The organism is Riemerella columbipharyngis (assembly GCF_900101995.1).
Classification (GTDB): Bacteria; Bacteroidota; Bacteroidia; order Flavobacteriales; family Weeksellaceae; genus Riemerella; species Riemerella columbipharyngis.
In genome coordinates this window covers 116,806-143,457 of the sequence record NZ_FNAS01000002.1, presented here as the reverse complement: position 1 = coordinate 143,457, position 26,652 = coordinate 116,806, and the positions used below count along the sequence as shown (strand labels likewise).

Genomic DNA, 26,652 nt, shown 5'->3' with positions numbered 1-26,652 from the left:
AAGAGATGGTTTTAGTAATAGGAGCTACAGGAATTTTAGGTCGCACAATTGTTTTGGAATTGCTAAAACAAGGCAAAGCGGTGCGTGCTGCCAAGCGTCTTCATTCGGATACGGAAGATGTAAGAAAAACCTTTATGCAATATGACAAAAATGGCGAAAAATTCTTTTCCAACATAGAGTGGGTAGATGTAAATTTTGATGATTTGGATTCTTTAAGGAAAGCTATGGACGGGGTGGAGGAAGTCTATCACTGTGCTGCGATAGTGAGTTTTAATCCTAAAAATAAAAAGAATATGTACCATACCAATATAAATGGTACAAAAAATATACTCTATATCTCGAGCGAAAAGAATGTGAAAAAGTTTCTTTTCGTTAGTTCTATCGCGGTATTAGACGGAGCTAATGAAAAAGGATTTTTGGATGAAAATTCCAATTATAATTCCAAACTGCTGCATCCGTATTATACCGTATCTAAGCATTTTTCTGAAATGGAAGTTTGGAGAGCCGGTGCAGAGGGGATGAATGTCTGTATCATCAATCCCGGTATTATCATAGGCTCCGGGAACTGGGGTAAAAGCAGCGGTACGATGTTTAGTACTCTTATGAAGATCAAATATACTACCCAGGGCGTCATAGGCTATGTAGATGTGAGAGATGTAGCCAAGATAGCAACGGAACTGATGAATAAAAATATCTTTGGAGAAAGATTTATCTTGATTTCAGAAAATAAATCTTACCAAGAGGTATCCGATTTTGTGAGAGGAAAAATGAATCTAAAAAAAGCGGCTGTAGTTTCGTCATCTGTACTGCGAGCTGTAGGGAAATTAGCATCATTAGTCAGCTGGGCGATACCGCTGCTTAGAGCTGTTAATCTTGCGAATATCAATGCTTTGATTACGGACGGGAAAGTAAGCAATGAGAAAATTAAAAATTTATTGGACTATGATTTTATTCCTGTAGAAGAAAGTCTGGAATATCATCTTAATCATTATCTTAATCATAAAGAAAAGCTTAATGAACATTAGTAATTTTATAGAGATAAATGCCGAAAAATTCGTTACAAAACCAGCTATTGGTTTCAAAAAATACGATGAATGGAAAGACATCAGCTGGCAGATGTTTCGCAGGACTATTTATAAAACAGCCAATGCACTGAAAAAATTAGGAATAAAAGAAAACGACCGAGTTGCAATCTATGCAGACAATTCTGCAGAATGGATTATTATGGATTTGGCGACGATGGCGATAGGTGCCATTACCGTACCCATATATGCTACCAACAACAAAGAGCAAACACTATATTGCATAAAAGATTCGGAAGCCAAAGCCGTAATGGTAGGCAATCAGGAGCAGTATGATGCTTGTGCGGAGATTATGCAGGAATGCGAGACTTTGGAACATATCATCGCCGCTAAAAAATCCACCGTACTGAGAGCAAAAAACAGCTGTCATTTTGAGACTATTATCGTTAAAAGTCCGGAGGATTTAGAAATAGTTCCAAAAGAAGAAGACGATATAGCGACGATTATTTATACTTCCGGAACTTCGGGAACCCCCAAAGGCGTAATGATTACACACGGTAATTTTGCAAATGCTTTTGAAGCACATTTTGAGTTTTTTAAGTTCAAAAATTTTACGGAAGAAACTTCTTTGGCATTCCTGCCGCTAAGCCATATTTTTGAAAGAAGCTGGACTCTACTCTGTCTGTATGGAGGAGCGAAGGTGGTATTTTTAGAGAATACAAAACTTATCGCCCACACATTAGAAAAAGTGAAACCGACGATGATGTGTGCCGTGCCGAGATTCTACCAAAAAATATATTGTGCTATACAAGAAAACTTGGAGAAAAGTAATAATACAACTAAAAAACGCCTCTTCTACTGGGCACTGAAACAAGGTGAAATATATGCAGAGCTGAAACGGCAAGGTAAATCTATTCCATTAGGATTGAGATTTAGAAATGGTATAGCTAATGCTTTGGTATTTAAGAAAATAAAGAAAAAACTCGGAGGTAATTTGTGGTTTATGCCTTGTGGCGGAGCATCTATATCTCCGGAAATCATTAAGTTTTTTGATACTATAGGGGTACACATTACTGTGGGGTATGGGCTTACAGAGACTACAGCGACTCTTACTTGTTTCCCAAACACACACTATGAATATGGTACAGCAGGTGTCCCTATCGGAAGTACTCAAATAAAAATAGGGGAGAACAACGAAATCTTAGTAAAAGGAAAAAGCGTAATGAAAGGCTACTACAAAATGCCTGAAGAAAATGAAAAAGTATTTACAAGAGATGGCTGGTTCAAGACAGGAGATGCTGGCATTTTTAAAAACAATACCCTTACCATCACCGATAGAATAAAGGATTTGATGAAAACCTCTAATGGTAAATACATTATCCCCCAATCCATAGAAAATCTTCTTACTAATTCTAATCTCATTCAGCAAGTGATGGTAGTTGCAGAGGGAAAACCCTATGTAACCGCACTTATCGTTCCTAATTTTGAGGTTTTAGAAAAGAAACTGAATGCACTTGGTGTTAAATTGACATCTTGGAAAGAAACTTTGAAGAACGAAAAAATTTATCAACTTTACCAAGATGTTATTACAGAGTTACTCAATCCTCTGTCAGGATATGAAAAAATAAAGAAATTCGTACTGCTTCCCAAAGATTTTGAGATACATTTGGGAGAGATTACCCCTACCTTAAAAATCCGGAGACAAGTAGTAATGAGTAAATATGCTAATGAAATTGAAAGCTTGTATTTTTAACCCGTAAAATTATAAAATGTCTGATATATTCTTAGGTAAAAAAGATTTTAGTCTTAAAAGCACTATTGTAGAAGCAGAATGCCCTTCTAATATTGCTCTCATCAAATATTGGGGGAAATTTCCATCTCAAATTCCTGCCAACCCCAGCATCAGCTATACGCTGAACTATGCTAAAACAAATACAAAAATTGATTTTACTTGTGATAAGAGTTTCGGTGTAAGACTTTTTCTTGGAGGCAAAGAGGAAGTGAAATTTGCAGAAAAAATTGCCCTATATTTTAAGACTATTGAATCTTATCTACCTTGGGTATTAAAAGGGGAATATATTATTAGAACCGAAAACTCTTTTCCTCACAGTTCTGGCATAGCAAGTTCGGCTTCGGGGTTTGGTGCCATAGCAAAGGGGTTGATGCAATTGGATAAAATTTTTACTTCATCAGACAACGATGAATTCTCTATTCAAAAAGCGAGTTTTCTGGCAAGATTGGGAAGTGGGAGTGCCTGTAGAAGCCTCTACAAAGGACTTGTGGTATGGGGTGAAACTCTCGAAGTAGAAGGAAGCTCCAATTTATTTGGTGTACCATATCCCAAAGATGAAGTTCACCCTATTTTCAGAAGTTTTAATGATTGGGTACTACTTATTCATGAAGGGCAAAAAAGTGTATCTTCTACTTTAGGACATGCTCTAATGGATACAAATCCTTATGCCAAAAGGCGTTTTCAAGAAGCTAAAGAGAATTTTATTCCATTAAAAAAAATACTAAAGAAAGGTGATTTAGAGGGGTTTATGAAATTAGTGGAACACGAAGCACTATCTCTTCACGCGATGATGATGATGTGCGACCCTGCGGTTATTCTAATGAAAACCAATACATTAAATACTATCAATAGAATCTGGGCATTCCGAAAAGAAAGTCAGCTGCCTTTATTCTTCACTTTGGATGCAGGTGCCAATGTACATTTGCTGTTCCCTAATAATGGTACAGAAACGGAAATTAAATCTTTTATCAATACAGAGCTTTTACCTTTTGCCCAAAATAGAGGCGTAGTAAAAGATGAAATGATATTTTAAGATATTTTGATTTGTTGTTTTTTTAGAAAATAAATCCGTAAATCGTATTCACTTTTAGTATTTTGCTAAATAAAATTTAGCATAAAACATTATTGTGGAAATTTGTATATACTGGTACGAAAGAATCTTTTAAATTCTCTAACTCTCAAAATAATATTAAAAATAAGTTTTGGATTTAGGAAGGTTTGGTGAAATAAGGAATTGGAGCTATTTACAAAAAACAATAGGCGAATATAAAAGAAAACAACTTCGATATAAATTTTATTGAGCTTTATAGGAAATTGTATTAAATTACTCTATCATCAATCAATATAAAATCCTAAATTCTTATTTTTGCAGTATGGAAATAAGAGAGAAAATTATCATTATAGGAGGTGGATTTGCGGGATTGCAGCTTGCTAGACAGCTGAATGGTAAAAACAAAAAAGTATTACTTATAGATAAGGTGAATCATCATATGTTTCAACCTCTTTTTTACCAAGTAGCTTGTGGGCGTATAGATCCATCTAATATCTCGTTTCCTTTTAGGAAAATTTTTCAGCGTTCGCATAATATTCAATACCGAATGACAGAAGTTACTCAAATACTTCCCGAAAATAAAAAAATAATAACAACAGATGCAGAGTATAGTTATGATAAGCTCGTTATAGCAACAGGATGTAAAACCAATTTTTTCGGAAACAAAAATATGGAAAAGCTGTCCTATGGTATGAAAAATACAGGACAGGCTATTTCTATTAGAAACCATATCCTATTGACTTTTGAAAAACTTATCATAGAAAGACACAGTTCTGATAAAGGAAACTGGAATATTGTGATTGTAGGAAGTGGTCCCACTGGAGTAGAACTAGCTGGTGCATTTGCAGAAATGAAAAAAGATATTCTTCCAAGAGATTATCCTAGAATGAACTTTGACGATCTGAAGATAATATTGATAAGTGCAACAGACCGCCCTCTTTCTGTGATGAGTCAAGAAGCTCAAATAAAATCCGAAAAATATCTGAAAAATCTTGGTGTAGCTCTAATATCTGGTGACAAAGTAACGGATTACGATGGGGAAACATTGTATTTCAACAGTGGAAAAACCCTTGCTTCTACCAATGTCATTTGGGCTGCGGGAGTTACGGGAAACATTATAAAAGGGCTAAAAGAAGAACAAATTTTCCGCAATAGATATATTGTGGATAGATATAACCGTGTCATCGGCTATGAAGATATCTTTGCCATCGGAGATATTGCATATATGGAAACACCAAAATATCCCAAAGGACATCCGCAGGTAGCTAATGTAGCCATTAATCAAGGAAAAAATTTAGGAAAGAATATCTGTAAAAAATCTAAAAAAGATTGGAAAGAATATGAATATTTAGATAAAGGCTCTATGGCTACCATAGGCAAACACCGTGCAGTTATAGATTTACCATTCGTAAAATTTCAAGGTATTTTTGCTTGGTATTTTTGGATGTTTTTGCACCTAATGCTGATACTTTCGGTAAGAAATAAATTGGCAATATTTTTCAACTGGATGTGGAGCTATATCAATAGAGATTCTTCCTTACGCCTTATATTTTATCCATCTAAGAAAAAAATATTATGAGAATAGATATCATCAGTGTAGTACCGGAGCTTATGGAAAGCCCTTTCCAAACTTCCATACTTAAGAGGGCTATAGAAAAAGGACTGGCAGAAGTTCATTTTCATCAATTAAGGGATTATGCATCCAATAATTACAAACAAGTAGACGATACACCATACGGAGGCGGTGCAGGAATGGTAATGATGGTAGAGCCCATAGACAAATGTATTTCTAAATTAAAATCCGAAAGAGACTACGATGAAATTATCTATCTGACTCCGGATGGGGAAACACTGAATCAAAAGACGGTCAATAGACTCTCTATTACAGAAAATCTAATTTTTCTATGTGGGCACTATAAGGGGATAGACCAAAGAGTAAGAGACCTGCACATTACCAAAGAGATATCTATAGGAGATTATGTCTTGACGGGAGGAGAACTGGCGGCTTGCGTGCTGGCAGATGCTGTGATAAGGCTTATTCCGGGAGTTCTCAATGACGAACAGTCTGCACTTTCAGACAGTTTTCAAGATGATTTACTTTCGCCCCCCATATACACTCGTCCGGAAATTTATAAAAATCTTTCTGTGCCAAAAATTCTCCTTAGTGGAAATTTTGCAAAAATAGAAGAATGGAGATACGATCAAGCTCTGAAAATAACACGAGAGAAGCGTCCGGACTTACTGAAAGACGAATAGTTGGTTCCTGTCTTATGATAGTCTCTATAATGATGATATCTTTTTATAGATAATATTGAAATCTAAGTTTCATTGTTTGAATAGTTTGAAAAAATAAGGCTAAAGTTTTTTATGCCTTAGCCTTATACCACAAACACAAAAAATCAATTGAATCTGATAATCCCTATAGCATATGGAAATTTCATGAAAGAAAAAAGTTACTCTGTATGAAAAAATACAAAACTAATTTCTAAAAAAGGACAAAATTTATTTTCTCATCAAGTTTTAAAATTAAATTACTACCTTCTAATTTTTAAGCCTTTCAGAATGATTTTAAATACATAATTTCTAATTTTATTTATGAAATATGTTTCCATTAATTTATAGTGTTTTTTATTTATATCGGTATCAAAAAATTTCAATAATGAGTTTATTAAAAATGTGAGTTGTAATTCTGTTCCTTTCCATTGAATTTTTTTGAAATATTTATTCTCTTCAAATATTGTTTCAAAGTCTTCGATAGAACATTCAATAAAATTTTTCGAGATTAATTTTGAATATAAAAGAGATACAAATTTCTGCTTATCAAATTTATCTTTCAAAAGAAAATGACCTATTCTATTATATTTTAATGGTTTTTCGTCAACAGAATTATTTGCTAACTTAGTATCAATTACTCTTTTGAGTTTTATTAATCTTATTTTAAGCTTCATAAATTCACTGCTCGTCTCATTTTCAACCTCTAAAAGTAAGTTGATAATACCTTGTTCATATTACTCAAAATATTCTTCATAAAAAAACTCATCTTCAATCCTCTCATTATAGCCTCCTTCATAAAAATCTATTAAAACGAATTGACTGAAATGCTGTTACAATTCTGTCTTCAAAGTACTCTACAAGTTGTTTTGTTTTTTCTAATTCCATTGTCTTAAAATTAAATATATTATTTACTATTTTTATTTTCTCCTATTACATATTGCAAAAATAGGTTGCCCGAAGACAACCTATCGTAAGTATTTAGTGTATATTCAATAAGTACTTATATTTACTCGACCATTTGAAAATATTTATTCTCTCCCTCGATTACTATATGAATTAAATTGTTAGAGACTAATAGTTTAGAGGATTTGTCCCATTTTTTTCCGCTTAAACCTGATTGAGTTTTCAAATCTCCAATCAACATTTTTCCGTTATTCTTATTAAGAATATTAAGGATAATTTCTTCATTTTCTCCTAGTTCTACTTTCGGTAGAGCTTTCTCCGGTTTCATTTGAGGGAAGAATAGCACTTCTTGAATAGACGTATTATTGGTAAGGAACATAATAAGCCTATCCATACCTATACCCAAACCGGCTGTTGGCGGCATACCGTATTCCAACGCTCTTAGGAAGTCTTGGTCGATGAACATTGCTTCGTCGTCTCCTTTTTCGGATAGTTTTAGCTGTTCTTCAAAGCGTTCTCTTTGGTCGATAGGGTCATTGAGCTCGGAATAAGCATTTGCAATTTCTTTTCCGCAAACCATCAGCTCAAATCTCTCCGTAAGCCCTTCTTTGCTACGGTGCTTTTTGGTAAGCGGCGACATTTCCACAGGATAATCCGTAATGAAAGTGGGCTGAATGAAATTTCCCTCGCATTTTTCACCAAAAATCTCGTCTATCAATTTGCCCTTACCCATTGTTTCATCTACCTCAATGCCGATAGATCGAGCAAAACTTCTTAGTTCTTCTTCTGTCTTACCCGTAATGTCAAAACCTGTATATTTTTTAATGGCATCCGTCATAGAGATTCTCGGGTAAGGAGCCTTGAAGTCTATCTCGTGTTCCCCGAAAACAGCTTTGGTAGTACCGTTAACCGCCAAGGCACAATGTTCCAAAAGTCTCTCTGTAAAATCCATCATCCAGTTGTAATCTTTGTATGCTACATAGATTTCCATTGCGGTAAATTCCGGATTGTGGGTTCTGTCCATTCCTTCGTTTCGGAAGTTTTTTGAGAATTCATAAACGCCGTCAAAACCGCCTACAATCAAACGTTTTAAGTATAGCTCGTTGGCAATCCTCATATATAGCGGAATGTCCAATGCATTATGGTGGGTGATAAAGGGTCTCGCCGCAGCACCTCCCGGAATGGCTTGTAGGATAGGCGTTTCTACCTCGAAATAGCCTGCATCGTTAAAAAACTGACGCATAGCATTGAATAGTTTTGTCCGCTTTACAAAAATTTCTTTAACCTGCGGATTTACGGTCAAATCTACATAGCGTTGTCTGTATCTTAGCTCCGGGTCGTTAAAGGCATCGTGTACCACGCCGTTTTCATCTGTTTTGGCTTGTGGTAGCGGGCGTAGAGCTTTGGTTAATAGTGTGAAATTTTTAACCATTACCGTCATTTCTCCCACTTGAGTTTTGAACAGCTCTCCTTCGATACCGATAATATCACCAAGGTCTAAAAGGTGTTTATAAACATCGTTATAGAGTGTTTTATCTTCTCCGGGGCATATCTCGTCACGGTTGAAATAAATTTGGATACGCCCGCAAGAGTCTTGCAGTTCTGCGAAAGATGCCTTGCCTTGTATTCTTCGAGACATCAACCTTCCAGCGAGTTTTACCTTTTTGCCTTCTTGGAAGTTTTCTTTTATAGTCCGGGTAGTATCTAAAATTTGATATTCATCTGCAGGAAAGGCATTGATGCCCATCTGAGTTAGTTTCTGTAATTTTTCTCTGCGGATAATTTCTTGTTCGGATAACTGCATAATCTAAATCTTATTTAAAATCAACTGCAAAGGTAATTAAAATTCATAAAAATCAGACTTAGAATAGATACCTTTTGTAGTTTATTTAAGGATTTGTTTAACCAAAGACCTACAATGTTTTTTGAATAGATTTTATCAAATACTTACTTTTGCACTATGAATTATACCAAAAAACTGAAACAGTTCTATTCTGCAAAGCAGACTTATGCAGGAGTGAGGAGTGCATTGGCTATTGTCGTTCCCTCTATTATATTTGGATATTTTGGGATATTCGAGATGATGTTTTTGTTCCCTTTGGGGACCAGTTTTGCAGGGTTTGTAGATAATCCTGGACCATTTATTAGAAGACGGAATACACTTATAGGCTCTATTATATCTTTTTTTGTAGTAGCTATAATAGCCAGTTTGTTGAAAGATTTTCCTATACTCGGTTTTTTAGAGATAATTATTTTCAGCATGTTTTTCAATATGATTGGCATATATGGTGCTCGTCTTACTTCTTTGGGGGGCTTATCGCTTATTGTTTTAGCGATATTTATAGATGGGCATATTACGAGTGGACATATTGTTATAAGTGTTTTATCCTTTGTGGCAGGCAGTATTTGGTATTTCTTGTTGTTGCTTGTATTGTCCAAACTGCAGCCTTATAAATTGGCACGGCAGATGGTGGGAGAAAATTATATAGAACTTTCGCAGTTTCTAAAAGTAAGGTCGGGGTTTTATAAAGAAAATACGGACATCAGCCAGGTGGTAAAAGATCTTTTGGGAAGACAAATTTTGATTAAAAATAAACAAGAGGAAACTCGGGAATTGGTTTTCAAGACGAGAAAATTTGTCAATGAATCTACTACTACAAGCAGATTACTGATGCTTTTGTTTATCAACAGCATAGATTTATATGAAAGGCTGTTTACTTCCGAAAGTGATTACAAAAAACTCCATCAGGCATTTGAGGGGGAAGAGATTTTTTCTAAGCTGGAGAGGCTGCTTGTTATTTTATCCGAGGAATTGGAGAATATCGGCATCGCTATTCAGTCCGGGACGAAACCCAAAATATTGCACGATATAGATGCTGTTTATAGTGATTGTTTTAGTACTTATTTTGAGCTTAGACAGAGGCGGTTAAGTTCCGGCAATGTAGAGGATTTTATGATTTTAAGGCAGATTTTGATGAGAATAGCCGAGGTGGGCGAAGACATTAAAACGATCTATACTACGGCGACACAAGATCCGAAACTTGCGAAGAGCTTGTCTTCAGGGTTGGATCTTGAAAAATTTTTACCAAAAGAACAACCGCTAAATATCAAGATTTTCAAAAATAATTTTTCGTTAAAATCCACTCATTTCAGGCACGCAGTTAGAGTAACACTGGCTATGTTGATAGGTTATGCCATTGCTTTAGCTTTTCCGGATTTGGGACATTCTTATTGGATTCTCATTACTATAATTGCCATTATGAGACCGGCATATAGTATTACAAAAAACCGAAATATATTAAGGCTGTATGGTACTTCGGCAGGAGCTGCTTTAGGGTTTCTTATTATTTACTTTGTTCATATACCTTGGGTACTTTTGTTATTGTTGTTTTTGTCTATGACTATTTGTTTTATGCTCATTAAGACTCAATATTTTTGGGGAGTACTTTTTCTAACGGTATATGTCTTTTTGACTTTTAATTTTTTGAAACCGGGCGGAGAAATGCAGCTGCTTGAGTATCGTATATTTGACACATTTATAGGCGGTATAGTGGCTTTTGCAGTTTCGTATTTTGTACTTCCCGTATGGGAGCATACGCAGAATAAACAGTTTATGAAACAAACGATAAGAGATAATCATAAGTATTTTGAAGAGGTAATGGATATCTTTTTGCATCAGGCTTCGGATGATGAACGCTACCGCCTTCTTCGTAAAAATGCCATTATATCTTTGGCAAATTTTTCGGATAATTTTCAGCGAATGCTTTCGGACCCTAAGGCACAGCAGAAACGGATGGAGCATATCCACCAGTTTGTAACTACAGCTCATCTTTCCACAGCTTACATCGCATCGTTATCTCGTTTTGCAAAGTCGAAGGAGCTGTTCCCAGAAGTTGATTTTCAGACTTGGAAAACAAAGATAAGCTCTGAATTTAGAAAAATAGAGACAATACTAAATGATGATTATTACGACCAAGAACTCAATGATAAAAGTGATATGACACCAGAGGACTATGTAGATGAGCTTCTGAAAAAAAGAAAAACAGAAATTGCAAATGACGGATTAGTGGCTAATACAGAGTTGGATAATGTTACCCATCTCACGCAGCTCAAGAGTATTAGAGAATTGTTAGAACTTATTTTCAGTGTGGTAAAAGACCAACGAAAGATAGCCTTAAAACTCAGAAATCAGGCGGTTACAACGGATAAAATATAATCCTCTATGTGTTCAATTTTAGCATTGTAGTGTGTTGTTTGTCCATTGTTTAATACTTTACAAGAAATGGGCGAAGTGTTTTTATTAGTGTAAGGCATTACTTGATAATATTTTTTCAGCGACCAAAATTTTTCGGGATGTATTTTGTACAAACTTTCCTTAATGCACCATATTTCCGTGAGTTGCTCGGTATCATCTTTAGGAGAAAGCCATTCTTTTTCTTCCGGACTAAGGAATTTGTCTTTTAGTTTTAGTATTCTATCGGATATTTTTTCTATATCCACACCTATTTTTTTATTGGATACCGCCAAAACCGCAAAAGGGTAGGAGTGGCTGATGGAAATATGTGTAGAGGGAATTTCTACAAATGGAGAGCCGTCAGTATAATGTTTCAATTGATGATTGGGCAGTACCGACTGGAGCATCGCTTTTATCATTTTTTTTTCTATGATTTTTTTAGGGTTAATGATAGGTTTTGAGTCTAAGTCATCAAGGCTTACAGCCTCTAAAATCGGTATATCATCGGTCTTATGATGTTTCCAAATCAGTATGGCGGTCGTGCCAAAAGATAATTCTTTGTAGAGCGGCATTTTTCTTTTCGTATTTAAGTTTGTAAATTTGCGAAAATAAGTTTTAATTCTAAAACAAAATATTATTAAAAATCAAAAATTTCAATTATGGCAAAGCTAATATTAGTCCGTCACGGACAGTCTCAGTGGAATTTGGAAAACCGTTTTACAGGTTGGAAAGATGTGGACATTACAGAAAAAGGAAAAGCAGAAGCACAAAAAGCAGGAGAGGAGCTTAAAAACGAAAAGTTTGCACTCGCTTACACCTCTGCACTCAAGCGTGCACAGCACACTTTAGGAATTATCTTAAAGGAAATTCACCAAGAGGATATTCCGGTGATTAAGGACAAAGCACTTAATGAGAGATGCTACGGCGATTTAGAAGGGCTTAACAAAGCCGAAACAGCCCAGAAATTTGGCGATGAGCAAGTGCATATATGGAGACGCTCTTACGATGTAGCGCCACCTAACGGAGAAAGCCTTAAAGATACTTACGATAGGGTAATTCCTTATTACGAGTCTGAGATTAAGCCTCACCTCGACAAAGGCGAAAATGTGTTGGTAGTAGCTCACGGAAACAGTCTTCGTTCGCTTATTATGTATATGGAGAAACTTACGCCTGAACAAATTGTAAAACGAGAAATCGCAACAGGAGAACCTATTATCTACAATGTTGATTAAGGTTTCAGAATGAAACAGGCAATACTACTCATCATCGGAGACGAAATTTTATCCGGTAATGTACAGGACTCCAATTCTTGTTTTATAGCCTCTGCGATGAAGGGGATAGGGATAGAAGTTAAGGAAATTATTGCTCTGGCAGACGAGGCATCGTCTATCACTCGTGGTTTGGAATATGCATTGGCTAATGCGGATGTCGTTATTTCCACCGGAGGCTTGGGACCTACGAAGGACGATAAGACTAAAAAAATTGTAGCATCATTTTTTGGCGATGAATTGGTTTCGGATTCGGAAACTTTAGCCCATCTCAAAAATTATTTGATAAAACGAAACAGAGCAGAACTTTTTGAGATTAATCGTTCTCAGGCAGATGTACCGTCTAAGTGCAAAGTATTGCAGAACCATAATGGGACAGCACCGTGTATGATGATGGAGGAGCAGGGGAGACTGCTATTTGTACTGCCGGGAGTACCTTACGAAGTAAAGCCTTTGGTGAGAGATCAGATAGTGCCGCTTCTCGCTGAAAAATGGGATTTGCCGTATATTATGACAAAAATAATTTCTGTGGTGGATTTTCCAGAAAGCCAGTTGTCGGAGCATATAGCATCTTGGGAAGACGCACTTCCGAGCAATGTTTCGCTGGCTTACCTCCCCACAGGGAACCGTGTAAGGCTTAAACTAACCGCCAAGGGTTCGGACAAAAAGGCGCTTGAGGTACAGCTCTCTAAACTATCGGAAGATTTGAAACCTTTGGTAAAAGGAAAGATTCTTTCTTGGAATGGAGACAACATAGCAGAAATTCTTGCAGAGGTACTGAAAGAGCGAAAACTATCTATAGCCACTGCAGAGAGCTGCACAGGAGGGACTATCGCTAAGATGATCACTTCGGTATCGGGTAGTTCTGCATATTTTATAGGTGGAATAGTTCCTTACGATTATCATCAGAAAATCAAAATTTTAGGTGTCTCCGAAGAGAGCATTCGTCTTCATACCGTAGTTTCTGAAGCCGTAGCCCAAGAGATGAGCAAGGGTTGTCAAAATATGTTTGATACGGATATTGCCGTTGCAACCACCGGAGTGGCAGGGCCTAATAAAGATGAATTTAACAATGATGTAGGGATAGTGTATTATTCTATCAGGATAAAAGATAAGGAAAAAACATACAAACTTCATTTGCCTCATTTGGTTCGGGAAGATTTTGTAAATTTTGTTTCGCAAAGAGTGATACAAGATCTCGTAGTGATGTTATCCTTATCTTAAAATGTAACAAAAGTATTCTCATTAAGACTTATAAAAAAGAAAAATAATTATTCTAAAATTTTTAATAATATGAAAAAAGTAACCATAGCTGTTTTAGCTTTATCGGGTGCTGTATCTCTTACTTCTTGCTCTACGATGCAGAAAACAGCTGTAAAACCAGAAAAAAAAGTGGTTGTACAACTAAATGATCCTAATGAACACGGTCTCAAAATCAATGAAATGGATACGAGTGTTCGTCCTCAAGATAATTTTTACAATTATGTAAACGGAGGTTGGATGAAAACTGCGGAAATACCATCTGACAAAGCTTCTTGGGGAAGCTTCAACGAACTCAGAGAAAATACAGATAATAATTGTTTAAGTATTCTTGATAATATTCTAAAAGATCATTTTCCCGCAAATTCAGAAGGTGAAAAAATCCAAAATCTCTATGCCTCTTATATAGATATGGATAAGCGGAATGCAGAGGGGATTAAGCCAATTCAGTCCGATTTGGCTAAGATTGATGCCATTAAAAGCATTAAAGATCTTCAAGCCTATTTTGTTGATAGAGTGAAGTATGGCGGAGGCAATCCGTTCTATGACTGGAGTGTCTATGCAGATATGAAAAACTCTAAAATGAATGCAATCTATCTTAATGGTCCGAGATTGGGTCTTGGTAGAGATTATTACCAAAAAGAGAACGCGGAGAATACTAAAACTATTGCCGAATATCAGAAATATGTAGCAAAACTACTCGGTATATTAGGCTATAAAGATCCGGAAGCAACAGCGAGCCGGATTGTAGCGTTGGAGAAAGATTTTGCTAAGAGTTTACTAACACTTGAGGAGGGCAGAGATGCTAATAAACGCTATAATCCGAAAACTTCGGCAGAGCTATCCCAACTATCAAAGAACATAGACCTCAGTGCTTATCTGAAGCAAGTAGGGGTAGATACGAATAAAGTAATCATCGGTGAAATAAAGTATTATGAGAACTTAGACCGCTTCTTGAACGAGAAAAATCTTCCGCTCATTAAGGATTATCTTAAAGAAAAACTTCTTGCCTCAAATGCGTCTAATCTCGACAAAAATTTAGACGAAATCAGTTTTAATTTCTATGGTAAATATTTACAAGGGCAAAAAGAACAACGCCCTATGAACAAGAGAGCTTTGGGAATTATAAATGGAATATTGGGAGAAGCTTTCGGTAAACTTTATGTACAGAAGTATTTCCCTGCGGAAGCCAAAACTCAGATGGAAATACTTATAGGCTATTTAATAAAATCATACGACGAACATATCAAAAATTTGAAATGGATGTCTGATGAGACCAAGCAAAAAGCTTTGGAGAAGTTGAATAAGATTATGGTGAAAGTAGCTTATCCTGATAAGTGGGAAGATTATTCTGCCCTTGCCCTTAACGGCAATAATCTCTATGAAAATCTAAAGCAAGTAAATGAGTGGGAGTATAATAAAAGCCTGAAAGAAGAAGTTAATAAACCTGTAGATAAAAGCAAGTGGGGAATGTCTCCTCAGACTGTAAATGCCTATTATAATCCTTCTAATAACGAAATCGTCTTCCCTGCTGCTATTCTTCAGCCTCCATTCTTTAATTTTAAGGCAGACCCTGCGGTTAATTTTGGAGGAATAGGTGCGGTAATCGGACATGAAATCAGCCATGGATTTGATGATGGAGGTTCTCAGTTTGATGCTGATGGTAACCTTAAAAACTGGTGGACCAAAGAAGACCGTAAAAATTTTGAGGAAAAAGTAAAAGAACTTGCAAGCCAATATAATAAATATGAGCCCGTTAAAGGTAGTTTTGTAAACGGCGTATTTACTAGCGGAGAAAATATCGCAGACTTAGGAGGCGTGAGTATCGCTTACACTGCATTGCAAATGTATTTAAAAGACCATGGGACACCAGATAAAATTAGCGGCTTTACACAAGAACAAAGATTTTTCTTGAGCTGGGGAACTGTTTGGAGAACAAAATCTACCTCTCAGTATATGGTGAATCAAGTGAAGACAGACCCGCACTCACCTGGCTATTTCAGAAGTTTTGGTCCATTGGTGAATACCAACGGCTGGTACGATGCTTTTGGAGTAAAAAAAGGAGATAAACTATACAAAGCTCCGAAAGATAGAATCGTTATTTGGTAATTAATTTTTATAATCAATCTCGCTTGTATCAGCGGGGTTGATTTTTTTTTAATAAAATAAACATAAATATAAATTAAAATGAAATTTTTTATTGACACAGCTAATCTCGAGCAAATAAAAGAGGCAAAGGATTTAGGAATTTTGGACGGTGTAACTACCAACCCCTCTCTAATGGCAAAAGAAGGTATACAGGGCAAAGATGCCATTATGAAACATTATAAAACAATTTGCGAAATCGTAGAGGGAGATATTTCTGCGGAGGTTTTATCGACCACTTACGACGAGATGATTGCCGAAGGGGAGGAGCTTGCAGCCATTCACTCTAATATCGTGGTAAAAATTCCAATGATAAAAGACGGTGTAAAAGCACTTAAATACTTCTCTGACAAAGGGATAAAAACCAATTGTACATTAGTGTTTTCTGCAGGACAAGCATTACTTGCTGCTAAAGCAGGAGCTACCTATGTATCGCCATTTTTAGGAAGATTGGATGATATTTCTACAGATGGGCTGAACCTTGTGGAAGAAATCCGCCTTATCTACGACAATTATATGTACGAAACTCAAATATTGGCGGCATCCATCAGAAACTCTATGCATATTATCAATTGTGCTAAAATAGGATCAGATGTTATCACATCTCCATTAGCACCTATATTGAGTTTGTTGAAACATCCATTAACAGACAATGGATTGGCACAGTTCATCGCTGATGCTAAAAAATTAGGATAATATCTTGATCAAGTAAAAAAATCCTCACTTTATTTTGTGGGGATTTATTATTTTATTGTATATTCGTGGAATATTAATTTTTATTACTTATGAAAAAAATATCACAGGTTTTATTACTGTTTTTAGCAGTAATGGCTTTTGGACAAAAGGAAGCTGTCAATTTTGAAACTACTACATTCAAGGAAATTTTAGCAAAGGCTAAGAGTGAAAACAAACTGATTTTTTTAGATGCCTATACCTCTTGGTGCGGACCTTGCAAAATGATGGCAAAAAAAGTCTTTACCCAGAAAGAAGTAGGAGATTATTACAATACCCACTTTATCAACGCTCGTTTTGATATGGAAAAAGGCGAGGGTAAAGACATTGCTAAGAAATACGAAGTTTATTCTTATCCTACTTATTTATTTTTGAATGGGGATGGAGAAGTTATCCATAGATCGGTGGGGTATTTTGCTCCAAAGGAATTTATAGACTTGGGGGAAACGGCTGTTAATCCTGAAAAACAGTACAAAGTGATGAAGGAAAGATTTGAAAAAGGAGATCGCAATCCCGATTTTTTATTCAAATTAGCAGAAGTATCAGCAATGGCTGAACCGGGATTTTTCCCTCAAGTAACAGAAGCGTATTTTAAAGCTAAAAAGACAAAAACTTATAGTAAAGACGAAGCGATGCTGCTTGTTGGGAGTATCAGCAAAGTAGGAGATCAGTATTACCAAAAATTTGTAGAGGATAAAACAGAGTTGTCTAAAACATTAACTCCGGAGGGGTATCAAAAAGTAGATAATGGCATCAAAATGCGTGAAGTAATGGCTAAAGCATTTGACAGAAAAACTTTGGCTGTAAATGATAAAATTTATTTATCCGAAGCGGAGAAGTTTTTGGGTAAAGAAAAAGCAGAGCAATCACTTTCAGCATTAAAAATGGAAATTGCTTTTTACCAAAAGGACTATAAAAAGTATGTGGAATTGGCATTGAAAGTCTATAAAAATCCTGAAAATTTTGAGTCAGGACAGCTTAATGAAATAGCTTGGAATTTCTTTGAGAAAGTAGATGATAAAGCCGGCTTGGAAAAAGCTTTGGAGTGGGCTAAGGTTTCTGTGAAAAAATCAGAGGAGTATGCGAATACGGATACATTGGCCAATCTTTACCACAAACTTGGCGATGATAAAAATGCCAAAATTTGGGCAGAGAAATCCATTGAATTAGGCAAAAAAGAAGACGAAGATACTTCTTCTACAGAGAAACTTCTCAAAAGTTTGAAGTAAAAAATTAAGAATAAGTCGTTTCAGAAATTTTGGAGCGGCTTGTTCTTTTAAGTCTTTTTATACCAGATAGACGAAATGAATTCAAAACTTCTCGAGCAGAAGTTTTTTTTAATAATAACAACAAAAACGAATTAAAGTGTTATTCCTTATTCCGGCATATCTTACGGAGCAAACACCTTTGGAGTATTTTGCACCTGCCATTAAATCTTACATTCTGAATACGGATTATTTTTTTGTGGAAAACGAAAAGACCGCACGCAGAGTAATTAAGTTTTTCTGTCCGGAGAAACCCCAGTCTGCACTCAAATTGTATTTGCTTGACAAATACTCCGAAACTTCTGATTTGGCAGAAGCTCAAGATTTGATGAAGCAAGGGCAGGATTTTGGGTTGCTTTCAGAAGCAGGGTTGCCGTGTATAGCAGATCCTGGAAACATTATGGTAAAATGGGCACACAAAAATCAAATCCGAGTGGTACCCATCAGCGGACCGTCGTCTATCATTTTGGCACTTATTTCGAGTGGTTTTAATGGGCAGAATTTTACTTTTAACGGCTACCTGCCGATAGATAAGGCTGAACGGAAAAAGAAGATAAAGCACCTGGAAGAGGTTGTACAGAGAACGGGATATTCTCAAATTTTTATGGAAACTCCTTATCGGAATAATGCTATGGTAGAGGATTTGTGTAAAGTCTTGAATCCTAACGCTCAGCTCTGTATAGCAGCAAATATCAATCACCCGAGCGATGAATTCATTAGCACTCAGCCTATTAAGTTTTGGGCTAAAAACAAACCTGATTTGCATAAAATCCCTTCGGTATTTGTGTTAGGGAGGTGAAAATGCGGTATTGGTTTTTTAGTGAAAAAGCTTTAGTTTTTCCTGCTTAAAACCGATAATTTTACTACTTTTGTACTCGGAAATTTGTAACTGCGTCTTACAATGAAGAGATGGTATCTTTATCCTTTTTCTGTTTTGTATCATATAGGGACCTCTTTTAGAAATAAAGCTTATGATATAGGATTGTTTCGTTCCACTTCGTTTAGGACACCTATCATCAATGTAGGGAATTTGTCCGTAGGAGGGAGCGGAAAATCACCTATGGTAATGTATCTGGCAGAGCTTTTGTCTAAAAGATACCGCACAGGGGTACTTTCAAGAGGATATGGGAGAAAGACCAAAGGCTACAAAATTACCAACTACGACAGCAATTATAAAATGGTGGGGGACGAGGCAATGCAGCTTTTTGAACGCTTCAAAAACAAATTTGTAATAGGCGTATGCGAAGACCGTGTATTTGGAGCTAAAAAAATTATCAGCGATATGGATTTAGGAGTGTTGATTTTAGACGACGCCTACCAGCACCGCAGTATCAAAGCTGGATTCAATATCTTGATGACGGATTATAACGACCCTTATTTCAAAGATTTTATACTCCCCGCAGGGGATTTAAGGGAAAGCCGAAACGGAATGAAAAGGGCAGATGTTATTATGGTATCCAAATGCCCATCGGATATTACAGAGGAGAAAAAACGGTATTACATATCAAGAATAAAACCAACACCTCATCAAGAAGTTTATTTCTCTACGATAAGCTATGATGAAAATGTTTTTTCAAAAACAGAGAAACTTCCTGATAATAATCTGGCTTATTACGACATCTTGCTGATTACTGGGATTGCTAATCCTAAGCCATTGTTGAAGCATTTGGATAGGTTTGCTAAGAAAGTAAAGCATCTAAAATTTCCAGACCATCATAGTTTTTCAGATGCAGATGTAAAGAAAATTGTAGGCGAATACAAAAAAATGGGAGACTACAAGCTTATTCTGACCACAGAGAAAGACTATGTGAGGTTAAAAACTTTTGATCAACTAAGAGAGAAATTATACTATTGGCCCATCAATGTAGAGATTGATAGGGTGGAGGATTTTAATAATAAAATAATAAATTATGTTAGAAAAATTTAAACAAACAGCGGATTTTATTAAAAATATAATCAAAGAAACACCTGACTTTGCCATTGTATTAGGCTCCGGTCTTGGTAAGTTGAAAGATGAGGTGGAAGCTATTCATGTATTGGATTATAAGAAAATTCCTAATTTCCCTCAGACTACCGTAGCAGGGCACGGTGGAAAACTTATCTATGGTATTCTGGAAGGTAAAAAGGTGCTTATGATGAGTGGGAGATTTCACTACTACGAGGGACACTCTATCGAAACGGTGACTTTTCCTTTCCGTGTTTTTCATCTTTTAGGCATCAAAAATCTTATTGTGTCTAATGCTTCTGGTGGGGTAAATCCTAATTTCAGGGTAGCAGATATAATGCTTATCAATGACCATATCAATATGATACCAGAGCATCCGCTAAGAGGAAGAAACTACGATGAGTTGGGGCCTCGTTTTGTGGATATGAGCGAGCCTTACAATAGAGAAATGCTTAGAATAGCCGAAGATGTAGCACAATCAGCAGATATCAAAGTACACAGCGGTGTCTATGTAGCCCTTCAAGGTCCTACCTTTGAAACCCCAGCAGAGTATGGAATGGTTCGTGCCATAGGCGGCGATGCTGTAGGTATGAGTACAGTACCAGAGGTAATTGTAGCAAAGCATCAAGGAATGGATGTTTTTGGTATTTCTATCATTACGGATCTCGGTGGTCCTGAGATTTCCTTTAATGTTTCTCACGAGGAAGTTTTAGCCGCTGCTAATAAAGCAATGCCAAGTGTGATAAAAATAGTGAAAGGTGTAGTGAAAAATTATCACTAAGTCACTTGTATCTATAAAATATTTGAAACACGAGATAGGTTAATCAATATGAAATTATAAGATGAAGTCTCGTGTTTCTGATTCTCTGCCCCAAAGAAAAATTATCCATATTGATATGGATGCTTTCTATGCGTCTGTAGAGCAACACGATTTCCCCGAATTGAAAGGTAAGCCGGTAGCAGTAGGATATGAGCATCGAGGCGTGGTGGCGGCAGCGAGCTACGAGGCAAGGAAGTATGGTGTCCGCTCGGCAATGTCTGCCAAAATAGCGAAAGAGAAATGTCCTCATCTTATTTTTGCAAAGCCAAGATTTTCACGATACAAAGAAATTTCCAAAATCATTAGGAATATCTTTTTGGAATATACAGATTTAGTAGAGCCTTTATCTTTGGACGAAGCCTATCTGGATGTTACCCAAAATAAAAAAAATATAAGTTCTGCCAATCAGATTGCAAAAGAGATTAGGCAAAAAATATATCAGACTACGGGGCTTACGGCTTCTGCCGGGATTTCAGTTAATAAGTTTTTGGCTAAAGTAGCCTCGGATATCAATAAGCCCAATGGACAAAAAACGATACACCCTCAAAAAGTTTTGAATTTTCTGGAAGAACTGCCTATAGAGAAATTTTATGGCATAGGAAAGGTTACTGCGGCTAAAATGTTTAGTTTAGGCATATACAGAGGCAAAGACCTTAGGGGTAAAGATAAAAACTTTCTGATACAGTATTTTGGAAAGTCAGGAGAATATTATTACAATGTTGTCAGAGGAATTCACCTTAGCCCTGTGAAACCCAATAGAACTCCAAAAAGCATAGGGGTAGAGCATACTTTTGATGAAAATATTGATGAGGAGGCTCATCTCTACGATAAATTGAAATCATTAAGCATAGAGCTTTATAACCGAGCTGCTGCCAAATCTATTAAAGGAAAAACACTGACGCTAAAAATAAAATACAAGGATTTCTCGCTCTACACACGCAGCAAAACACAGGAACACTATTACGAAACCGCAGACGAGTTTTATACAAATGCTTTAAGGCTATGGGAGCTGAGACCCTACGATAGGGCGGTACGGCTGTTGGGGCTTTCTATATCGGGGCTGAATACAAGCGGACAAAAGACGGTCTATGTACAATTGAAAATTCCTTTTGAGGATTTATGAAAATGTAAGTTGAATTTTTGTTACTTTTGCAAGAAATTTTTCAGCATATGGACAACCAGCTTTTTGCATTTTCATTAACAGTTTTTACAGGTTTAATTGCGATGTTGAATCCTCTCACAAGTATTCCTGCATTTACAGGAGTTTTGAGTGGCTATACAGCAGAACAAAAACGGTACATTATTAAGAAAGCGTGCATTGTAGCTTTGGTTATTATTATTGCTTTCGTTTTACTTGGGAAATTTATATTTTCTATTTTTGGAATTACAATACCAGCGTTTAAGATTACCGGAGGGATTTTGATATTTAAGATAGGTTTTGATATGTTGCAATCAAGGACTGCAGGGACCAAGAAGATGCCAGCAGATATAGAGTTAGATGACAGTATTGCTATTTCTCCCTTAGCTATTCCTCTATTGTCCGGCCCTGGTACTATTGTTACTACAATGGATTTTATTTCTAATACCGGCTACATCCATCTTTTTATTGTAACAGTAATCGTAACTTTTGTCTTGTATATCAATTATCTGGCATTGAAGTATGGAGACTTTATCCTCTCTAAGCTTGGACGGAATGTAATAAGCGTTCTGGATAAGCTTATGGGGCTTATTCTTGCCATTATGGGTACTGGTATGGTAATTGCAGGTATTAAATTGTTATTTTAATTATTAAAAAATGCAGATATTTCAAGATAACCCCAATCAAACTCCGGAGGATTTTTATAAATCTCTCGAAGAAAAATTGACGGAAGCCCACAGCTTTCCCGAAGATTACCTTTTCAAATTCATTGTTCCTAATGATAAAGAAAAACTTACGGAAGTATATAAAATATTTGACGGAACTAAGAACACAATCTCTACTCGTGAGAGTAAAAACGGGAAATATATCTCTATAAGTGCCCAAGTTTTTGTATTAGATGCGGCACAAGTGATAAAGATCTATAAATCCGCAGGAAACATTCCTGATATTATGATGTTGTAAGAAAAATAAAGCTACTAAAATTTAGTAGCCTTTTGAAAAATTATTTCAGCACTTCATTAAGTATTTTGGCCAGTCTTAATCCGCCTGAAAGAAGTTGGTATTCCAGTAAATCTTTAAATTTGTAGTTGTAATAGTACTTTAAGTTTTCATCGGGTTTTATATCGGCGTAGATTTTATTAGTGGCTTGTTGGGTTTCGTAGAGCCATTGTTCCAATGTTCCGCTTTGGATTTTTTTTACTTCTTTTGGAGATTTTGTGTCTAAGACTTGGGCAAATTCCGTATAGCTGTATTTTTGGAAATCGATTAGCTTGTCGTCCCATACGCTGTGTAGATTAGTAGGTTTGTTGAAAAATTTTACATTTATTTTGTTTCCGCCTAAATCTTCTTCGCGTCCCACATGCAGAGGCTGCGACATATCGCCCATCAGGTGGATTAAAAATATTAGAGCTATTCTTCGGTCTTTGGGCGAAGTATTTTTGTTTTTTATTTGTTCGGACAACATTTTTATTTGAGTATATAGGTTAGGTCCTTTGACAGCTTTAAGCTCTTTTACAAAATCAGGGAAATTTTTGGCAGGTTTCAAGTCTAAATAATGCCAGCTGTAAGTAGGTTTCCATACGCCTGTGGTATCAGATTTTATAAAATCTGCCCAGTTTGCCCAGTTTGCTAACTTTTGGTTGCCAATAATTTTCTTTAGATTTTTTTTTGCTTTAAGCGAGAGGTGGTTTTCTGCAATCTCTGCAACTACTCTATGCCCTATGGTTCCCCATGCAAAAGCATTCTGAAACACCATTAGGAGCATAAATGCTAAAATGCTTGTTTTGGTTTTCATAATTGTTGTTAAGGTTTTTTATTTTTTTATTTGAAAATTTTGATAGCCATCGTAGGGTCTTAGGTAGCCCATATTCCAATTGGATTGAAGGAGCGATTCTATGAATGCATCTTCTCTGTTTTTATGAGGGGCGTAAGGCTCATTTATTTCTACGTTGGCAAGGTTGCCTTTTACATTCCACCAGAAAGCACTCCAGCCTCCCTTCAGTTCTTTTATGATTTGATATACCGTCTTTCCAGTGGCACGATACATTAGCTTGGCAAATACACGACCTTCCGTAGTTGTAAGATCTCGTAGTTTTGCCTCGTACTGATTTGCAAGTTCTTGTTGTTTCGCTTTTATGAATTTTCTTCTTTCTTTTTTATCACTCATATTAGCAGTTTCTTCGGATATTTCTCGGTATTGATACAAAGCTTGAAGAAAAAGAGGATAAACTCGGTTTAGTTTTTTACTAAGAAAGGAGTAGAAATTTCGGTCTAATCTGTTGTTAAAATGAGGTTTAGCCACCAATACAATTTCGTCCATTACAATGACCGGCTCGTCATTGATATTATATATTTTAGCTTTCTGCTGGGCATCATAATAAAAACGATTTCCAAACTTATCGGTTTGGATTTTATCTTGTGGATATTCGGACAAAGGTTTTACCTTAATGCCATTAGCGTTTTGAGCAAAGGTTAAAAAACCTAAAATCAAACAAAATACAGAGGAAAATAACTTAAAATTCATTACTTTTACAGCGTTAAAATAATCGAAAGTTAAACACGCAAAAATCATTCCTTTGTATGAAATTTGAGAAGAAATCTTTATCATTTTTAGAGAATTATCTTAATGAAGCCTCTCCGACAGGCTACGAAAGAAACGGGCAAGAAATTTGGATGGACTATATCCGTCCTTATGTAGATGAGATTCGTGTGGACCACTATGGCACGGCTTACGGCATTATTAATCCCGAAGCAGAGTTCAAAGTGGTAATAGAAGCCCACGCTGATGAAATCTCTTGGTATGTTAATTATATTACTGATGACGGGCTCATCTATGTTATTCGCAATGGAGGTTCAGACCAAACGATAGCACCTTCCAAAGTGGTTCATATACACGGGGAAAAAGGTATCGTAAAAGGTGTTTTTGGTTGGCCGGCGATTCATACCAGAGCAAAACAAGATGAACCTATACCTAAGATCAGTAATATATTCATAGACTGTGGGGCAACTTCCAAAAAAGAAGTGGAGGAAATGGGGATCTATGTAGGCTGTATGATTACTTATCCGGATAAGTTTTTTGAAATGAACGACCGTTATTTTGTTTGCAGAGCTTTAGACAATCGTATAGGTGGCTTTATGATTGCAGAGGTAGCGAGATTACTGAAAGAGAATAAGAAAAAACTTCCGTTTGGGCTTTATATTACCAATTCTGTGCAAGAAGAGGTGGGACTTTATGGGGCAGACATGATAGCAGATACCATTAAACCAAATATTGCAATAGTAACTGATGTTACTCACGATACGACAACGCCTTTTATCGATAAGAAAAAAGAAGGTGATCAAAAGTGTGGTGATGGTCCGGTGGTGTTCTTTGCGCCGAGTGTGCATCACAATATTAGAGAGCTTATTGTGAAAACAGCTCAAAAGAAAAAAATTCCTTTTCAGAGGGCAGCAGCCAGCCGTTCTACCGGTACGGATACAGACGCCTTTGCTCATTCTAATGGAGGTGTACCGTCGGCACTTATATCCTTGCCTTTAAGATATATGCATACCACTGTAGAGATGGTGAATAAGGAAGATGTAAGGAATGTAATTTTACTTATCTACGAAACATTACTTAGTATAAAACCGGAAATGAAACTTACATACCATTAAAACAAATAAGCTGCCCTATTGGACAGCTTATTTTAATTTATATCAATTCTTTAGTTTAGAATTTCAAATCGCCGTTTACTTCTCTTACTGCTTTTGCAGAGTCTGCAAATTTTGCTTTTTCAGCATCAGTAAGGTTGATGTTTACGATTTTTTCTACACCATTTTTACCAATGATTACAGGAACTCCCATACAAATATCGGATTCTCCGTATTCTCCATTAAGCATTACAGAACAAGGTATCATTTTCTTTTGGTCGCAAGCAATTGCTTGAACGATAGCAGATACTGCAGCACCAGGTGCATACCAAGCAGAAGTACCCAAAAGTTTAGTAAGAGTAGCTCCTCCTACTTTGGTTTCTTCTATCACATAGTTTTGTTGTTCTTTGCTAAGGAAATCAGTTGCGGGAACTCCATTTCTGGTTGCTTTGCTCATTAGAGGAAGCATACCTTTATCAGAGTGAGCGGCTATTACCATTCCATCTACATCAGAGATTGGACAGCCTAAAGCTTCTGCCAGTCTATACTTAAATCTTGCACTGTCTAATGCTCCACCCATACCTATAATTCTTTCTTTTGGTAATCCTGAAGTTTTGTGTACAAGGTAAGCCATTGTGTCCATAGGATTGGATACCACAATGATAATAACATTAGGTGAATACTTTACTAAGTTTTCGGTCACTTCTTTTACGATACCGGCATTGATGCCAATAAGCTCTTCTCTCGTCATTCCAGGTTTTCTCGGGATACCGGAAGTGATTACTGCTACATCAGATCCTGCAGTTTTGGAGTAATCGCTTGTTACTCCTGTGATTTTTGTGTCAAATCCGTTTAGAGAAGCTGTTTGCATCAGGTCCATTGCTTTACCTTCGGCAAACCCTTCTTTGATGTCCAATAATACAACTTCTGAACAGAAATTTTTAATGGCAATGTATTCGGCGCAACTCGCACCTACTGCACCTGCACCTACTACAGTTACTTTCATAATTTTTATAAATTTATAAATTAAACAATTAAATACTAAGAAAAACAGAGTATACTAAACTTCCACTTTTCGGACTGCTAATTTAAGAAAAAATGATAACATAAATATGGATAAAAAAATATTTAATTTGACAAAACAGTATAATTTGATATTTTTTTATCTCTATA

At 36.2% G+C, this 26,652-nt stretch carries 24 protein-coding genes; 18 read left to right on the top strand and 6 right to left on the bottom strand.

Annotated features, from left to right (window positions below):
* Positions 1 to 5: 5 nt before the first annotated feature.
* From BLS89_RS02160 to trmD, 5 genes are all read left to right on the top strand, one after another.
* Positions 6 to 1,025, top strand: coding sequence for an NAD-dependent epimerase/dehydratase family protein (locus BLS89_RS02160; RefSeq protein WP_092735860.1), 1,020 nt, complete (start codon positions 6 to 8; stop codon positions 1,023 to 1,025).
* A complete protein-coding gene (locus BLS89_RS02155; RefSeq protein WP_092735859.1) occupies positions 1,015 to 2,775 on the top strand; it encodes an AMP-dependent synthetase/ligase in 1,761 nt (586 codons plus the stop codon). Before BLS89_RS02160 ends, BLS89_RS02155 begins: the two co-directional genes overlap by 11 nt.
* A gap of 16 nt (positions 2,776 to 2,791) precedes the next feature.
* Positions 2,792 to 3,847: a diphosphomevalonate decarboxylase gene (locus BLS89_RS02150; RefSeq protein ID WP_092735858.1), complete on the top strand. Its 1,056-nt coding sequence runs from the start codon at positions 2,792 to 2,794 to the stop codon at positions 3,845 to 3,847.
* A 340-nt stretch (positions 3,848 to 4,187) separates the two neighbouring features.
* Positions 4,188 to 5,444, top strand: a complete 1,257-nt coding sequence (locus BLS89_RS02145; protein ID WP_092735857.1) for an NAD(P)/FAD-dependent oxidoreductase — start codon at positions 4,188 to 4,190, stop codon at positions 5,442 to 5,444.
* Positions 5,441 to 6,121: a tRNA (guanosine(37)-N1)-methyltransferase TrmD gene (trmD, locus tag BLS89_RS02140; RefSeq protein WP_092735856.1), complete on the top strand. Its 681-nt coding sequence runs from the start codon at positions 5,441 to 5,443 to the stop codon at positions 6,119 to 6,121. The genes BLS89_RS02145 and trmD overlap by 4 nt, the downstream gene beginning before the upstream one ends.
* Positions 6,122 to 6,399: 278 nt before the next feature.
* Here the strand turns inward: trmD and BLS89_RS02135 are convergent, their stop codons facing one another.
* Together BLS89_RS02135 and lysS are read right to left on the bottom strand one after the other, a co-directional pair.
* The gene (locus tag BLS89_RS02135) at positions 6,400 to 6,813 is read right to left on the bottom strand and encodes a hypothetical protein (protein ID WP_092735855.1); all 414 of its coding nucleotides are present in this window, start codon (positions 6,811 to 6,813) and stop codon (positions 6,400 to 6,402) included.
* A 332-nt stretch (positions 6,814 to 7,145) separates the two neighbouring features.
* A complete protein-coding gene (lysS, locus tag BLS89_RS02130; protein ID WP_092735854.1) occupies positions 7,146 to 8,846 on the bottom strand; it encodes a lysine--tRNA ligase in 1,701 nt (566 codons plus the stop codon).
* Between the two features lie 156 nt (positions 8,847 to 9,002).
* On the opposite strand from lysS, the gene BLS89_RS02125 reads away from it, so the two are divergent.
* Entirely contained in the window at positions 9,003 to 11,258 is a 2,256-nt protein-coding gene (locus BLS89_RS02125) for an FUSC family protein (RefSeq protein WP_092735853.1), read from the top strand.
* Here the strand turns inward: BLS89_RS02125 and BLS89_RS02120 are convergent.
* On the bottom strand, positions 11,231 to 11,848 hold the full coding sequence (locus tag BLS89_RS02120) for a 4'-phosphopantetheinyl transferase family protein (protein ID WP_092735852.1): 618 nt from the start codon (positions 11,846 to 11,848) through the stop codon (positions 11,231 to 11,233). The two genes, BLS89_RS02125 and BLS89_RS02120, sit on opposite strands and share 28 nt — an antisense overlap.
* A gap of 87 nt (positions 11,849 to 11,935) precedes the next feature.
* Between BLS89_RS02120 and BLS89_RS02115 the strand changes: the two genes are divergently transcribed.
* The 11 genes from BLS89_RS02115 (at position 11,936) to BLS89_RS02065 (ending at position 22,812) form a co-directional block, all read left to right on the top strand.
* Positions 11,936 to 12,508, top strand: a complete 573-nt coding sequence (locus tag BLS89_RS02115; protein WP_092735851.1) for a 2,3-bisphosphoglycerate-dependent phosphoglycerate mutase — start codon at positions 11,936 to 11,938, stop codon at positions 12,506 to 12,508.
* 9 nt (positions 12,509 to 12,517) lie between these two features.
* Positions 12,518 to 13,768, top strand: coding sequence for a CinA family nicotinamide mononucleotide deamidase-related protein (locus BLS89_RS02110; RefSeq protein ID WP_092735850.1), 1,251 nt, complete (start codon positions 12,518 to 12,520; stop codon positions 13,766 to 13,768).
* A 69-nt stretch (positions 13,769 to 13,837) separates the two neighbouring features.
* Positions 13,838 to 15,913 (top strand): M13 family metallopeptidase, encoded by a 2,076-nt coding sequence (locus tag BLS89_RS02105; protein WP_092735849.1) that lies wholly within the window; start codon positions 13,838 to 13,840, stop codon positions 15,911 to 15,913.
* A 78-nt stretch (positions 15,914 to 15,991) separates the two neighbouring features.
* On the top strand, positions 15,992 to 16,645 hold the full coding sequence (gene fsa, locus BLS89_RS02100; RefSeq protein ID WP_092735848.1) for a fructose-6-phosphate aldolase: 654 nt from the start codon (positions 15,992 to 15,994) through the stop codon (positions 16,643 to 16,645).
* An 89-nt stretch (positions 16,646 to 16,734) separates the two neighbouring features.
* Complete coding sequence (locus BLS89_RS02095) at positions 16,735 to 17,910, top strand: thioredoxin family protein (protein ID WP_092735847.1); 1,176 nt, start codon at positions 16,735 to 16,737, stop codon at positions 17,908 to 17,910.
* Between the two features lie 136 nt (positions 17,911 to 18,046).
* Positions 18,047 to 18,745 (top strand): SAM-dependent methyltransferase, encoded by a 699-nt coding sequence (locus BLS89_RS02090; RefSeq protein WP_092735846.1) that lies wholly within the window; start codon positions 18,047 to 18,049, stop codon positions 18,743 to 18,745.
* Between the two features lie 102 nt (positions 18,746 to 18,847).
* A complete protein-coding gene (lpxK, locus tag BLS89_RS02085) occupies positions 18,848 to 19,873 on the top strand; it encodes a tetraacyldisaccharide 4'-kinase (RefSeq protein ID WP_092735845.1) in 1,026 nt (341 codons plus the stop codon).
* The gene (locus BLS89_RS02080; RefSeq protein ID WP_092735844.1) at positions 19,857 to 20,672 is read left to right on the top strand and encodes a purine-nucleoside phosphorylase; all 816 of its coding nucleotides are present in this window, start codon (positions 19,857 to 19,859) and stop codon (positions 20,670 to 20,672) included. The genes lpxK and BLS89_RS02080 overlap by 17 nt, the downstream gene beginning before the upstream one ends.
* A 61-nt stretch (positions 20,673 to 20,733) precedes the next feature.
* Complete coding sequence (gene dinB, locus BLS89_RS02075) at positions 20,734 to 21,834, top strand: DNA polymerase IV (RefSeq protein ID WP_092735843.1); 1,101 nt, start codon at positions 20,734 to 20,736, stop codon at positions 21,832 to 21,834.
* 47 nt (positions 21,835 to 21,881) lie between these two features.
* Positions 21,882 to 22,496: a MarC family protein gene (locus BLS89_RS02070; protein WP_092735842.1), complete on the top strand. Its 615-nt coding sequence runs from the start codon at positions 21,882 to 21,884 to the stop codon at positions 22,494 to 22,496.
* Positions 22,497 to 22,506: 10 nt separating this feature from the next.
* Positions 22,507 to 22,812, top strand: a complete 306-nt coding sequence (locus tag BLS89_RS02065) for a DUF493 domain-containing protein (RefSeq protein ID WP_092735841.1) — start codon at positions 22,507 to 22,509, stop codon at positions 22,810 to 22,812.
* 40 nt (positions 22,813 to 22,852) lie between these two features.
* Here the strand turns inward: BLS89_RS02065 and BLS89_RS02060 are convergent, their stop codons facing one another.
* Together BLS89_RS02060 and BLS89_RS02055 are read right to left on the bottom strand one after the other, a co-directional pair.
* Positions 22,853 to 23,644: a S1/P1 nuclease gene (locus tag BLS89_RS02060; protein ID WP_092735840.1), complete on the bottom strand. Its 792-nt coding sequence runs from the start codon at positions 23,642 to 23,644 to the stop codon at positions 22,853 to 22,855.
* Positions 23,645 to 23,662: 18 nt separating this feature from the next.
* On the bottom strand, positions 23,663 to 24,373 hold the full coding sequence (locus BLS89_RS02055; protein WP_092735929.1) for a DUF4294 domain-containing protein: 711 nt from the start codon (positions 24,371 to 24,373) through the stop codon (positions 23,663 to 23,665).
* Between the two features lie 56 nt (positions 24,374 to 24,429).
* Between BLS89_RS02055 and BLS89_RS02050 the strand changes: the two genes are divergently transcribed.
* Complete coding sequence (locus BLS89_RS02050) at positions 24,430 to 25,503, top strand: M28 family peptidase (protein ID WP_092735839.1); 1,074 nt, start codon at positions 24,430 to 24,432, stop codon at positions 25,501 to 25,503.
* A 55-nt stretch (positions 25,504 to 25,558) separates the two neighbouring features.
* Here BLS89_RS02050 and BLS89_RS02045 read toward each other — a convergent pair whose 3' ends face one another.
* Positions 25,559 to 26,485 (bottom strand): malate dehydrogenase, encoded by a 927-nt coding sequence (locus tag BLS89_RS02045; protein WP_092735838.1) that lies wholly within the window; start codon positions 26,483 to 26,485, stop codon positions 25,559 to 25,561.
* Positions 26,486 to 26,652 lie beyond the last annotated feature (167 nt).